Annotated in this window: 15 protein-coding genes and 1 other RNA gene; 3 read left to right on the forward strand and 13 right to left on the reverse strand. The window is 53.9% G+C overall.

Annotation, left to right across the window (positions count from 1 at the left end):
• Position 1: 1 nt before the first annotated feature.
• The 6 genes from ATI45_RS10895 to rsmI form a co-directional block, all read right to left on the reverse strand.
• Positions 2-1,747 carry a peptidoglycan D,D-transpeptidase FtsI family protein gene (locus ATI45_RS10895; protein WP_098419523.1) on the reverse strand — a complete coding sequence of 582 codons (1,746 nt, stop codon included), beginning with the start codon at positions 1,745-1,747 and terminating at the stop codon, positions 2-4.
• Between the two features lie 73 nt (positions 1,748-1,820).
• Positions 1,821-2,228, reverse strand: coding sequence for a cell division protein FtsL (ftsL, locus tag ATI45_RS10900; protein ID WP_098419524.1), 408 nt, complete (start codon positions 2,226-2,228; stop codon positions 1,821-1,823).
• Entirely contained in the window at positions 2,228-3,205 is a 978-nt protein-coding gene (rsmH, locus tag ATI45_RS10905; RefSeq protein WP_098419525.1) for a 16S rRNA (cytosine(1402)-N(4))-methyltransferase RsmH, read from the reverse strand. Before rsmH ends, ftsL begins: the two co-directional genes overlap by 1 nt.
• Positions 3,202-3,651: a division/cell wall cluster transcriptional repressor MraZ gene (mraZ, locus tag ATI45_RS10910; protein ID WP_098419526.1), complete on the reverse strand. Its 450-nt coding sequence runs from the start codon at positions 3,649-3,651 to the stop codon at positions 3,202-3,204. The genes rsmH and mraZ overlap by 4 nt, the downstream gene beginning before the upstream one ends.
• Positions 3,652-3,954: 303 nt before the next feature.
• An RNA gene (rnpB, locus tag ATI45_RS10915) (RNase P RNA component class A) lies at positions 3,955-4,311 on the reverse strand.
• 50 nt (positions 4,312-4,361) lie between these two features.
• Positions 4,362-5,243, reverse strand: coding sequence for a 16S rRNA (cytidine(1402)-2'-O)-methyltransferase (rsmI, locus tag ATI45_RS10920; RefSeq protein ID WP_098419527.1), 882 nt, complete (start codon positions 5,241-5,243; stop codon positions 4,362-4,364).
• A gap of 161 nt (positions 5,244-5,404) precedes the next feature.
• Between rsmI and ATI45_RS10925 the strand changes: the two genes are divergently transcribed.
• The 3 genes from ATI45_RS10925 to ATI45_RS10935 are packed head-to-tail and all read left to right on the forward strand — an operon-like array spanning position 5,405 to position 8,289.
• Positions 5,405-7,297, forward strand: a complete 1,893-nt coding sequence (locus tag ATI45_RS10925; protein ID WP_098421723.1) for a penicillin-binding protein activator — start codon at positions 5,405-5,407, stop codon at positions 7,295-7,297.
• 26 nt (positions 7,298-7,323) lie between these two features.
• Complete coding sequence (locus tag ATI45_RS10930) at positions 7,324-7,689, forward strand: YraN family protein (RefSeq protein WP_098419528.1); 366 nt, start codon at positions 7,324-7,326, stop codon at positions 7,687-7,689.
• Between the two features lie 9 nt (positions 7,690-7,698).
• Entirely contained in the window at positions 7,699-8,289 is a 591-nt protein-coding gene (locus tag ATI45_RS10935; protein WP_098419529.1) for a D-sedoheptulose-7-phosphate isomerase, read from the forward strand.
• A 184-nt stretch (positions 8,290-8,473) separates the two neighbouring features.
• Here the strand turns inward: ATI45_RS10935 and ATI45_RS10940 are convergent, their stop codons facing one another.
• The 7 genes from ATI45_RS10940 to rplM all read right to left on the reverse strand — a co-directional run bounded on the left by ATI45_RS10940 (position 8,474) and on the right by rplM (position 13,343).
• A complete protein-coding gene (locus ATI45_RS10940) occupies positions 8,474-8,887 on the reverse strand; it encodes a ClpXP protease specificity-enhancing factor (RefSeq protein WP_228736052.1) in 414 nt (137 codons plus the stop codon).
• A gap of 62 nt (positions 8,888-8,949) precedes the next feature.
• Positions 8,950-9,579 (reverse strand): glutathione S-transferase N-terminal domain-containing protein, encoded by a 630-nt coding sequence (locus ATI45_RS10945; protein WP_098419531.1) that lies wholly within the window; start codon positions 9,577-9,579, stop codon positions 8,950-8,952.
• A 108-nt stretch (positions 9,580-9,687) separates the two neighbouring features.
• A complete protein-coding gene (locus ATI45_RS10950; RefSeq protein WP_098419532.1) occupies positions 9,688-10,443 on the reverse strand; it encodes a cytochrome c1 in 756 nt (251 codons plus the stop codon).
• Positions 10,443-11,675 (reverse strand): cytochrome b, encoded by a 1,233-nt coding sequence (locus tag ATI45_RS10955; RefSeq protein ID WP_098419533.1) that lies wholly within the window; start codon positions 11,673-11,675, stop codon positions 10,443-10,445. Before ATI45_RS10955 ends, ATI45_RS10950 begins: the two co-directional genes overlap by 1 nt.
• Positions 11,675-12,268, reverse strand: a complete 594-nt coding sequence (gene petA, locus ATI45_RS10960; RefSeq protein WP_098419534.1) for a ubiquinol-cytochrome c reductase iron-sulfur subunit — start codon at positions 12,266-12,268, stop codon at positions 11,675-11,677. The genes ATI45_RS10955 and petA overlap by 1 nt, the downstream gene beginning before the upstream one ends.
• 241 nt (positions 12,269-12,509) lie before the next feature.
• The gene (gene rpsI, locus ATI45_RS10965) at positions 12,510-12,902 is read right to left on the reverse strand and encodes a 30S ribosomal protein S9 (RefSeq protein ID WP_007348971.1); all 393 of its coding nucleotides are present in this window, start codon (positions 12,900-12,902) and stop codon (positions 12,510-12,512) included.
• Between the two features lie 12 nt (positions 12,903-12,914).
• Complete coding sequence (rplM, locus tag ATI45_RS10970; RefSeq protein ID WP_018404896.1) at positions 12,915-13,343, reverse strand: 50S ribosomal protein L13; 429 nt, start codon at positions 13,341-13,343, stop codon at positions 12,915-12,917.
• Between the last annotated feature and the right edge of the window lie 140 nt (positions 13,344-13,483).

The raw sequence follows: 13,483 nt of genomic DNA on the forward strand, positions 1-13,483 counted from the left end.
GCTAGCCCCTCTCCCCGCTGGTGGGTGAAGGTGCCGAGGGCCGCGGCGCACTGCTGTGCACTATATCCAGCTCCGGTTTAACATTAAGCAACCGCAAGGCGTCGCTCATCACCCGCGCAAACACCGGCGCGGCCACTTCACCACCGTAATACTCGCCAGACTGGGGCGCATCCACCGCCACGATTGTGACGATTCGCGGATTATCAATGGGCGCCATGCCGGCAAAAATGGCCTTGTACTGGCCGTCTTCGTAACCTTGGGCACCCACCAGATGAACGGTGCCGGTTTTACCTCCGGCAGAATAGAACCCCGGTTGCGCGCGCTTGCCGGTACCGCGAGTGACAACGTCACTTAGCATGCTGCGAATCTTTGCTGTTATCTGCTCTGACACCACACGCTCGCCGGTCGGCGCATGATCCAGCTTCAACAAGCTCAACGGATAGCGCACGCCACCGTTGGCAATGACCATATAAGCTTGAGCCAACTGCAGCGCATTTACGCTAAGCCCGTAACCGTAAGACAGCGTGGCCTCTGCCGCCGGGCGCCATTCAACGGGCGATGGCAGAACCCCGATAGCTTCACCCGGAAAGCCAATGCCGGTCGGCTGACCCAGGCCAACCCGGGCGTAAAAATCGCGAATTACCTGGCCGCCAATCTCGGTGGCAATCTTGCTCATGCCTACGTTGCTGGACTTCACAACGATATCCGTCAGACTCAAAACGCCGTAGTTACCGCTGTCACGAATGGTAAAACGGCCAAAACGACGAAAACCCGGGGACGTATCAATCTGGCTGCCGATCGTGTATTGACCCGTTTCCAGCGCCGCGGCCATAGCCAGTGGTTTCATCGCAGAACCCGGTTCAAACAGATCGGTAATGGCTTTGTTACGAAGATTTTCCGCCGCCAGCTGGCTGCGATCATTAGGGTTATAGGAGCCCTGATTCACCATCGCCAGCACTTCGCCACTGTTCGCATCCAGCATCACCAAGGTGCCACCGCGGGCATTGTGTGCGCTGACTACCGCTTTCAATTCGCGGTAAGCCAAATACTGCAGCCGCAAATCGAGGCTTAATGTCAGTTCGCCACCCGGACGGGCATCACGAATCAGCGTCAAATCTTTAATCAGCCGACCACGGTTGTCTTTCAACACCCGCTTACGCCCGGACTCTCCGGACAAAACCCGGTTGTAAGCCAGCTCAATACCTTCCTGACCCTTCTCGTCTATGTTGGTAAAGCCAACGACGTGCGCGGTGACTTCTCCAGCAGGGTAGTAGCGCCGATATTCCTGGCGGGAGTAAACTCCGCCGATACCCAGAGCCATGGCGTTACGCGCCAGTTCAGGCTGGATTTTTCGGCGAAGGTAAATAAATTCCCGAGCGGCATAGTCAGTCAATCGCTGACGCAAGGTAGCTTCGTTAAGCTGAAGCAAGCGAGCGAGATTAGCGATGCGCGGATCTTTCGCGTCCATCTCCGATGGATTCATCCAAAGCGTCTGCACCGGCGTGCTTACTGCGAGTGGTTCTCCATAACGATCGGAAATTACACCACGGTGAGCATCAATACTTTCTACACGGATTGTTCGAACATCGCCCTGCTGGCGCAAAAAGTCGTTGTCGATAACGTGCAAATCCACCAAACGCACGGAAATAGCACCGATCACCAATATAAATGCACCCAATACAAAGCCATAGCGCCAGTTAGCGGCGATGCGCTGACTCCATGTAGCTGTGGGTTGCGGGTCGGACACGTTAGCGATTCCTGCTCAAGGTTCTGTTCATGATCAAGCGGCCTAATGACACTCTTTAGCAGCTGCGTGCGAATCAATAGGATCGTTTTGCTGGCACCTGAAGCGGCACCAACACAATGTCTTGGCGCCCTGGTACAACCATATCGAAACGCGTGGACGCCAAGCTCTCAACACGCCCGTAAGCGCTCAATGCACTTTGCTCTACCAACAACTGACTCCACTCTCTCTGGAAACCGTCACGCTCTTCATGCAGTTGTGACAGCGCATTGAACAGAACACGGTTTTTATGGGCACTCACCACCACACCAATGGCAGAAGCTAGCAACATCGTCACCAGCACCAGCGAGACCAAAACGTTGCTTTGCCGTGTTGCAACGAATACCTGGCCGGAAATGCGCAGCGCAGACGCTACGCCACTCCTCATCACCTTGGTGTTCAAGCGGCGGGTTTGCACCCTCTCTTCAATAGCTACAGCGCCCATCAGGTTTTCTCCTGTGCAATGTCTGCGCGACGTTCCAAAACCCGCATTACCGCGCTGCGGGCTCTTACGTTATCGCTCACCTCATCCGACGCCGCCTTGCTGGCTTTTCCGATAAGGCGATACGCCGATGACTCTTCAGCTGCAGTGACCGGAATACCCTTTGGCATCTGCGGACCGCGCGCCAGATCACGCATAAAACGCTTCACCAACCGGTCTTCCAACGAGTGAAAACTGATTACTACCAAACGGCCACCGGGAGCCAGTTTTTCGGCAGCGGCCTTCAATCCCAGCTCCAAATCTTCCAGTTCGCGGTTGATAAAAATGCGAATAGCTTGGAATGTCCGGGTTGCCGGGTGTTTGTGTTTTTCCTTTTTTGGCACCGCCTTAGCTGCCAGTTCTGCTAACTCCAGAGTGGTGGTGATCGGCGCCTCCGCTCGACGTTCCACGATCAGCCGGGCAATACGACGGGAGAATCGTTCTTCACCGTATTTAAAAATAACGTCAGCAATCACTTTTTCATCAGCGCTGGCCAGCCACTCTGCGGCACTGGGCGCTTGCTGAGGATTCATTCGCATGTCCAGTGGGCCCTGGCGCATAAAACTAAAACCACGAGAGGCGTCGTCCAGTTGTGGCGAAGACACACCTAAATCCATCAGTACGCCTTCAACCTGAGGCCAATGCGCCTGTTTCAGCGCGTGACCCAGGTCAGCAAACGAGCCATGAAAAGCATTAAAACGTGAATCTGCCGCCGCCAGAGTACGAGCTTCATCGATGGCCTGCGGGTCTTTATCGATACCCAGTAGCGCGCCATTTTCAGCCAGGCGCTCAAGAATCATGCGGCTGTGGCCGCCACGGCCAAACGTAGCGTCAACGTAGCGGCCGCCGCTATCGGTCAGCAATAAATCTACCGCTGAGTCCAGCAATACCGAGCGATGCGAGAACGAACCCGCAGCGCCATTCGTCGACGTCAGCGTCACAGCGACAAGTCCTTCATAGCGTCGGTCATCTCTTCGGCGTCAGGAGGTGTATCCAGAAAATGGTTCCAGCTTTCCTCGCTCCACAATTCCAACTTTTTACCTTGGCCTATCAACATTAGTTTTTTCTCCAGCCGGGCGTATTGTCTGAGCGTGGGTGGAATCAAAATCCTACCTGCCGAATCCAGTTCCATTTGCGCGGCATTACCCAGCACCAGGCGCTGCAGGCGCAATGCTGCTCTATTCATGTTGGGAAGCGCTTCAATGGCGGGACGCAATTCGTCCCACGCAGATTGCGGATATAACCGCAGACAACGGTCGGCGTCTGCAACCGTTAATATAAAACGGCCGCCACAAACCTGAATGAGCTCCTCGCGCACTTTGGCAGGGATCGCCAAGCGACCCTTAACGTCCATATTGATCGCATGACTGCCAGAAAAGTTACTCATTAGTCCTGTCTCTGGGGTTTGAATCCACTATAAACCACTAAAAACCACTTTTTCCCACTTGTGCACACTATAGAAACACGCACTCGACAATGCAAGCATCGACTATGGGAGCTAATATAAAAAATTTGCTTTTAAAACAAGGAGTTACGGACATAGTTGAAGGGGAACTGCTAGATTAAACTTAAGAAAATAAACAAAATCAAATACCTTCAATGAACATCGCAGACTGTCGTTGAGGTGTAAGATCTTTTGGCTATTACTCGCCCAAGGGCGATTAAACGGGGAATTAAAAGAGGGGCGAAAAAATCGAGCTCGCCGGTAAGCCGGGTTCTGTCGTGGACAGTCATTCATCTAGGGCCTGCGTCACCACAGGCCTCAAGCAACCTACCCGAATCCAGCGCGGGCCACGCCAACGGACTCCTATTTGGTCTTGCTCCAGGTGGGGTTTACCATGCCGTGAACTGTTGCCAGCCACGCGGTGCGCTCTTACCGCACCCTTTCACCCTTACCGGCCACCGAACGAATCCGCTGGCTTAGGCGGTCTACTCTCTGCTGCACTTTCCGTCGGCTCACGCCGCCCAGGCGTTACCTGGCACCTTGCCCTATGGAGCCCGGACTTTCCTCCCCCAGTAAACCGGCGGCGACTGTCTGGCGAGCTCGGCGCCGACAATAGCGCGGCGCCGCAGCCCATGCAAGCAAAAACGCAGCGCTCAACCACCACTCTTAAGGTGCAAGGCGCGCTGGTAAAGCTCGTTCTTCTTTCGACCGGTAATCTCAGCCACCATTTTCGCCGCGGTCTTCACTGGCAATTCGGTTAACAAAACCGTTAATAGGCGATCGGTGTCCAGCGTTGTCTGCTCGCTATCGGGCTCTGGAGCAGCCCCGTGAATCATGACTACAAACTCACCGCGACTGCCGTGGGGGTCCTGCTGCAATTCGGCCAGTACTTGCTCGGCTGTGCCGCAGTAAAAGGTTTCAAACGCCTTGGTCAGCTCTCGCCCCAGCACCAGCTCCCGGTCTGCACCCATTACCGTAATGACATCAGCCACTGTGTCGGTAATGCGGTGCGGTGACTCATACAGCACCAGCGTTGATGTTTCAGCCTGCAGCGATTCCAGCACCGAACGCCGGCCGGAACCTTTGGCCGGCAAAAAGCCGATAAACTGAAAACGATCGGTAGGCAGGCCACTGGCGCTCAACGCGGCCACCAAAGCACAAGCACCGGGTATGGGACAAACCTGAAAGCCTTGAGCTCGGGCCTCGCGCACCAAAATAAAACCGGGATCTGAAATCAATGGCGTTCCGGCATCCGAAATCAAAGCCACGCTACGGCCGCTCCCCAGCTCGGCAAGTATTCGGCTATGTTGGTCGCGCTCGTTATGGTCGTGTAACGCCATCATTGGTTTGTGCAAGCCCAAGTGCTGCAGCAGGCGCCCACTGTGGCGCGTATCTTCAGCGGCAATCAGGTCTACCGTTGCCAGGGTTTTTATCGCACGCGCCGATAAGTCGTCCAGGTTGCCAATGGGTGTTGCGACAATATAAAGCACCCCGGCGCTAATGGCTTGAGCCTTGTCTGTGTGCTTTGTAATCATCGTATTAACCGCCTTGCCCGCGAAAGCGAGACTGTGTGTATGAACCCGCGCGCTTACATAAGCGCGGCATGACACTTACTTCATGTGAATTAATGCCGGAACTGCTAAGCTTTGCGGGTTTTTCTCCCAAGCTTAATCACTCGGAGCACGCTGAGCCAGCTATGACTAACAAGCGCCTTGCCCACCCCGCCATTGCCGGCCTATTGGCTACTATTCTGCTAACCGCCGGCTGCGCAGGGGTTGATCTGCGGTCCCAGATCGTTAACACACCAGCGCAAGCTCTGGAACTGGCCAGCCAGGAGCGCAATCAAGATACAGCACAACGCTACCTGCTGCGCATCGCCAGCCGCTTTCAGCAGCAAGGTGATCACCAGGGAGCGCGCAAGCTACTGCAAAGCGGGCAATTGGCGCAACCCTTACCCCAACTGGCCAGCCAGAAACGATTATTGGCCATGAACGGCGCGGTGACGCTGAAAGACCAAACGTGGGCCCAGCAGATTACCGCAAACCTTAGCATCAACAGCTTTATGGAGGTAACGCCAGAGCTGCTTAATCGCGCCGGTAGCCTGCAGGCGCAGACGCTGGCACTGGCGGGTAATCCACTGGCGGCCGCCAAGACCCTGATCGCCCTGGCCCAGGCTGACAGCAGCGCCAACGCACAGCTGCTACACGATCGCATCTGGCAATTGCTAAAAACCGTCAACGACAAGCAACTTAGTAGCGCCGACAGTAGCGAAATAGGCTACGAGACCCAAGGCTGGCTGGAACTGGCAACACGGGTAAGAACACCGGGCACGGGGTTTGACGAGCAGGGCCGGGTTATCCGGCGCTGGCAGTCAAACTGGCCAGGCCATCCTGCTGCCCAGCTACTGCCGTCTGAGCTGAAGCTGATTGCAGGCCTTGCGGCCAGCCGGCCTGAGCAGATTGTTCTGGCACTGCCCCTGAACGGCCCACTGACCACCGCCGGTAAAGCCATACGAGACGGTTTTCTGGCTGCCTACTTTAGCGATGCGTCCGTTGACCGCGAGGCCACGCGTATACGGGTTGTCGACAGCAAGCAGAAGCCTTTTGGGGAATTGTATCAAGAACTGGCGAAACAACCGGTAGACCTGCTGGTAGGCCCCTTGGATAAAGACGCTTTGGCCGAACTGAGCAAACTGCCCAGTCTGCCCTTGCAAACACTGGCCCTTAACTATCTGCCCCCGGGCGTCAGTGCCCCCGCAGGACTGTACCAGTTTGGCTTGTCCGCTGAAGATGAAGCCCGGCAAATTGCGGATCGGCTGGGCGCCGAAGGGCTTAAACGCATACTGGTGATCATTCCCAGTGGCGAATGGGGCAACCGCGTAGAAGCCGCCTTAATCGAACAGATGGCCAAACATAGCGGGCGCGTTATTGGCATCCAGAGATTTTTGCGAGAGGACAACCTGCGCGCGGTTACTGCCGACCTGCTGGGCATCAACACTTCCCGCGACCGCGCTATTGATGTGGAACGTACCATAGGCCTCAATATTGAGTTCGAAGCGCGGCGTCGCCAAGATGCCCAAGCCATTGTGATGGTGGCCGAGCCTGATACCGCACGTCAACTGAACCCCCTGTTTGCGTTTTACTTCGCCGGCGATCTGCCTGTTTACGCACCCTCTATTGTTTATGCGGGCACCTCTGCGCCTGGCCGCGACCGTGACCTGAACGGGGTGATATTTACCGATATACCCTGGGTGCTAGATGAAAAAAATCCTCTCCGGGATGAAGCCGGCAGCCAGCTTCCAGGCGCCACGCGCGGACAGCTGGGCCGCCTGTTTGCCATGGGCGCAGACGCTTGGCACCTAAGCAAACGCCTGCCCCTGCTTAAGCAGGTTCCAGAAGCCACTATTGACGGTCAAACCGGTGTACTGACAATGACGCCCTCCGGCAGTATTCGCCGTTATCAGCGCTGGGCCCGCTTTAGTTCCGGCAACGTCGAACTGCTGCCAGTAATACCTGCCAGCTTACCCAAGGCAGAAACCAACGCCAACCAGCCCCAGGCCAAGCCGGCGATTGCCGGGGGCGCACTCTGATCACCTGACAAAGGATAGCCAAAGCCATGGATGGCAAACGCAAAATCGGCGATTACTACGAAGGGGTAGCTGCACGCTACCTGGCCATTCATGGCGTAAGAATTCTGGCGCGAAATGTTTACAATCGCGGTGGAGAAATCGACCTAATCGGCCAGGATGGGACAACATTGGTCTTTTTTGAGGTCCGTTATCGCCGCGCCGGCAGCTTGGTCGGAGCGACTGAATCTATTACCTGGCGCAAACAGCAACGTCTGATTCAAGCGGCGCGCTTTTATTTGCACCGCCACCAACTGAGCAATACCGACAGCCGTATTGACGTTATTGCTATTGGTCCCGGTAGCCTAAAAAAATACCGGGTACAATGGCTTAAAAACGCACTACAGGCAGGATGATTTCAACACATGACCGATTCTGCACAAGAGATCAACCAGCGGTTTGCCAGCCATATGGAACATACCGCCATGGTGGCAAGTATGGCCACTGAAGACATCGAAGCCATGGCTGACGCTTTTGTAAATGTATTATTACAAGACGGAAAAATCGTGACCTGCGCCAACGGCAGCGCCAACGTGGTAACGCAGTATTTTTGCACCGCATTTCTGAACCGCTTCGAACAAGACCGCCCCGCCTTGCCGGCTATCAATCTGGGCTCAGACGCCACTACCTACTCGGCAATCTGTCGGGACAACCGCTTTAACGACACTTTCTCGCGCCAGATCCGCGCCGTGGGCAAGCCCGGCGACCTTCTATTTCTAATTGTAGACGACGGCCACAAGGCGAATCTTATTCAAGCCATTCAGGCCGCACACGATCGTGACATGAGTGTTGCCGTATTGAGCACCCATGAAAAATCCGATATTACGTCCTTGTTGGATCCGCAAGATCATGAAATCGCACTTAATAATCTCAGCCCAAGCGATGCAATGCCTATACTGATGCTGCTCATCAACGTTCTGTGTGCCAGAGTTGATAGCAAGCTGTTCGGTGGTTAATAACGGCTAATGTCCCGTCTGGCTAATTCGCAGACCTACTGAGCATCTGAGTGCTCAATAATTAGCCAGACGGGGCGCTAACGAATTTTAGCCAAAAAAAACCGCTGCACCCTAACTGTCAGAAGACAGGTTGGATACAGCGGTTTTTATTTGCCAGAACATCAACTTTTGCGAGCGGATAACTCTATTTAACAACCTTCAGAGTCGGACGACCACTTGGGCGATCCTCCTTGGACTTGGAACCACCGGCGTTACGGGTCTCACCTGTGCCATTCGGATCTGGCATGCCAGGTTCGGAACCAAACACCATACCTTCGCCATTTTCTTTGGCGTAAATAGCGATCACCGCCTGCAATGGCACAAATACTTGCATGGGCACACCACCAAAACGGGCGTTGAATTCCAAAGCACTATTGCCAATAACCAGAGACTTGACCGCACCAGGGCTGATGTTGAGCACGATCTGGCCATTCGCCACATGCTCATTCGGAACCTGCACACCCTGGATCCCGGCGTCAACCACGATGTAAGGCGTGCAATCGTTGTCCAGAACCCACTCGTTCAACGCTCGCACCAGATATGGGCGACTGGAGCTCATGGTAGTTTTTACATCGGCCACTGCGACTCTCCTGCTGCTGCGACTGGCGTATTAATCACTGCTTAGCTACGAATGTCTTCTTCAAGATCAGACAGACTGGCCTTGAAACCTTCGCGGCTGAAAATGCTCTTCATGTACTTATCCAGCGGCTTAGCCTGCTTGTCGTCCAGCTCAATACCCAGAGCCGGCAAACGCCACAGAATCGGCGCGATACAGCAATCCACGATGGTAAATTCTTCCGACAGAAAAAACGGCATCTCACCGAATACCGGCGCAGTGGCCAGCAGGCTTTCGCGCAATTCCTTACGAGCGACTTCCGAAGCCTTGGCATTGGGCTGGGCCACAATCTGATCAACCTTGATACACCAGTCGCGCTGAATTCGATGAATCATCAGGCGGCTGTTAGCACGGGCGACCGGGTAAACCGGCAGCAACGGTGGATGAGGAAAACGCTCATCCAGATATTCCATCATGATATTGGGCTCGTAAAGCACAAGATCTCTATCCACCAGTGTCGGCAACGCATTGTACGGGTTGAGGTCAGCAAGCTCGGCCGGAGGGTTATCCGGATCCACATCTACGATATCAACGGTAACGCCCTTCTCAGCCAAAACAATGCGAACCCTGTGGCTATACTGGCTCGCGGGGTCTGAAAAAAACGTCATCGACGACCGCTTGGTCACAACGCCCATAGCACTACCTCATGATTGATCAAAAAAATTGGCCCTGAAAAACGAAAAAAGCCCAGCGAGCCAATCATGACTCGCTAAAGCTCAGGGCTGGGGATTATACCCTATTTCTCAGTGTATATCCTTCCAGTACTCGCGGTTGAGCAGGTAGGCGAACACAAAGAAAATCGCGACGAAAATCAGCACAAAAACACCAAGGCGTTCACGCTCAACCTTAACCGGGTCTGCCATGTAAGACATGAAGTTGGTCAGGTCATACATGGCGCGGTCAAACTCTGCCGCCTCCATACTGCCTTCGATGGCATAGCTGGGGCAAATGTCTGCGTTATTGATGTTGCCACTGAGCGGCTCAACCGACGCTTCCAAGCCAATATTTGGCTTGACCGCGCACAAACCCTGTAGCTCAACCAATACGTGGGGCATACCCACAGCTGCAAACACAACGTTGTTAACACCCAGCGGGCGACTGTCGTCTTTGTAGAAGCCTCGCAGGTATGAATACACCCAGTTTTCACCGCGCAGACGGGTTTCCAACGTCAGATCCGGAGGCGGCGCACCGAACCAGCCAGCCGCCATATCCTTGTTCATGGCGTTTTTCATCAGTTCACCGATATTTGCACCGGTGAAAATTAGATTTTCCGTGTACAGATCAACCGGAATTTCCAGATCGTCCGCCACGCGTTTGTAGCGGGCGTACTCCATGGAATGACAGCCCATGCAATAGTTAGTGAACATTGCCACACCGCGCTGTAATGACGCTTTATCGGTGTGATCGGTTTTGATGTGGTCCAGTGGCACGGCGCCAACTGCTGCCAGCCCAAGTGCCGGCAGGATGACCATGAAAAGACCAAGAATCAGCTTTTTCATTATCCTGTCACCCTCTCTGGAACTGGCTTGGTTTTCTCCATGCGCGTATAGAACGGCATGAGTATGAAGTAAAGGAAGTACAACACAGTCAGAATCTGAGCGGCTATGGTACGGCCTTCAGTCGTCGATACCAGGCCAAGATAGCCCAGAATAACGAAGCTGATGACAAAAACAGCCAACGCCACACGACTCATCCAGCCTTTATAACGCATGGAACGAACCGGACTACGGTCCAGCCAAGGCACAACAAACAGTATGGCGATTGCACCACCCATCACCATTACGCCCCAGAATTTTGCAGGCAGCCCCAGCAAGTCAACGGTTACCGCTCGCAGCATCGCGTAAAATGGCGTGAAGTACCATACCGGAGCAATGTGCGCAGGCGTTTTCAGCGGATTGGCAGGCTCAAAGTTCGGTGCCTCGAGGAATAGACCGCCCATTTCCGGGAAGAAGAACACCACAATAAAGAAAATGAACAAAAATACGCCTACACCCATCAAATCATGCACAGTGTAGTACGGGTGGAACGGAATACCGTCTTTCGGAATGCCGTTTTCATCTTTGTTCTTCTTAATGTCGATGCCGTCAGGGTTGTTCGAACCCACTTCGTGCAGCGCCAGGATGTGCAGCACTACCAGCCCAAGCAAAACGATAGGCAAAGCCACAACGTGCAGAGCGAAGAAGCGGTTCAAGGTAATACCAGAGATCAGGTAGTCACCACGAATCCACAGCGACAGATCTTCGCCAATCACCGGAATAGCACCAAACAGATTCACAATGACCTGCGCACCCCAGTAGGACATCTGACCCCATGGCAACAGGTATCCCATGAAGGCTTCAGCCATTAGCACCAGATAAATCAACATGCCAAACAGCCAGATTAATTCACGGGGCTTCTGATAAGAGCCATACATAAGGCCGCGGAACATGTGCAGGTAGACAACAATGAAAAACGCAGAAGCGCCGGTAGAGTGCAGATAACGCAGCAGCCAGCCCCATCGCACATCACGCATGATGTACTCCACCGAGGCAAAAGCGCCTTCGCCGGAGGGGTTGTAACTCATGGTCAGCCAAATACCGGTAACTAGTTGGTTAACCAACACTACCATGGCCAAAAACCCGAAGAAATACCACATGTTGAAGTTCTTCGGTGCGTAATATTTCGCCAGGTGTTTATTCCAGGCTTCAACAATTGGGAGACGTTCATCTACCCACTGCACTAGCTTTGACATTACGCAACCTCCGGATCAAGACCAAGGGTAATGGTCGTGTCGTCATCGTACCGATAGGGCGGAACCACAAGGTTCAAGGGTGCAGGCTGCGCATCGTAAACGCGGCCGGCCATGTCGTAGCGGGAACCGTGACAGGGGCAAAACAAACCGCCCAACCACTCTTCGCCCAGATCGGACGGAGCTACCTCGGGCCGATACGTCGGTACACAACCCAAATGGGTACACAAGCCCACCAGAACAGCGAACTCTGGCTTTATCGAACGAAAAACGTCGTTGGCGTAAGTAGGCTGCTGATCCGCTTCCGACTGGGGATCTTTCATCTGATCGCTGAGCTTTTCAATATTATCTAGCATCTCTTGTGTACGACGGATAATCCACACTGGCTTACCCCGCCACGCCACAGTGATCTGCTGACCCGGCTCAACTTTCTGAATATTGACGGTTACCGGTGCGCCCGCAGCTTCCGCTTTGGCACTGGGATTCCAGGACGCCACGAAGGGTACTGCAGCACCAACAATCCCAACCCCGCCGACCGCAGCCGTAGCACCGACTAAAAACCGACGCCGACCATGGCTTACGTCGCCATTTTTCATTATGGTTTTCTCCCATCAGGCGATGACACACGCTGCAAATACTGCGGCAATGCGCATCTAAAAGAACTTCACAACCCAAGATTATAAGCGCACAAATAATAATGAAATTACCACTTCCTTACAAGTCGGAAAGCCGCTACAGCGGCTTCTTACCATGCGCCAAGTCAATTTGGTTGCGAGTTACACAGGCGAAAAAAAACCCGACAATAAGCCGGGTTTTTGTGTCTGCTCCAGCAAAAAATTAACGCTTGGAGAACTGAGGACGCTTACGCGCCTTGCGCAGACCCACTTTCTTACGCTCAACTTCACGGGCATCACGGGTTACATAACCCGCTTTGCGCATGGCTGGACGCAATGTTTCGTCGTATTCCATCAGAGCGCGTGTCAGACCGTGGCGAATAGCGCCGGCCTGACCACTGATACCACCGCCTTTTACCGTGACGTTGATATCAAAACGATCCACAGACTCGGCAACAACCAAAGGCTGACGCACGATCATACGCAAGGTTTCGCGACCGAAGAATTCTTCGATGGTGCGACCGTTGATGGAAATACTACCGCTTCCAGGCTTGATAAAAACACGAGCCGTTGAGGTTTTGCGGCGACCGGTACCGTAATTTTGTGCTACAGACATATCCGCCTTCCGTTAAATGTCGAGTTCTTTGGGCTGCTGGGCTGCGTGAGGGTGCTCAGCGCCGGCATAGGTTTTCAGCTTCAGGAACATGGCGCGACCAAGCGGACCCTTCGGAAGCATGCCTTTGACAGACTTCTGGATGATTTGCTCAGGGGCCTTTTCGATCAACTTCTCAAAGCTGATGGATTTGATTCCACCCGGAAAGCCGGTATGGCTGTAGTACATCTTGTCAGATGCCTTCTTGCCGGTAACCCGCACCTGGCTGGCGTTGATAACAATAATATAATCGCCAGTGTCTACATGGGGGGTGTACTCAGGCTTATGCTTGCCCCGCAGACGAAGGGCGATTTCGGTTGAAAGACGACCCAGCGTCTTGCCGGCTGCGTCTACAACGTACCAGTCACGTTTTACAGTTTCTGGTTTCGCACTCAGAGTCTTCATTGATTCCGCCTTGAACGCTATAAAATAATCGTTAAAATCTGCTTTAAGCTGAAAATAACAGCAGCAGATTTCTCTACCTGTTGGTTGCGCTGAACTGTTCGGGGCTGAGACAGCATCAACGCCTTGAAAAGCCAGGTCGC

The sequence above is a fragment of the Marinobacter sp. LV10MA510-1 genome, from assembly GCF_002563885.1.
Lineage (GTDB): Bacteria > Pseudomonadota > Gammaproteobacteria > Pseudomonadales > Oleiphilaceae > Marinobacter.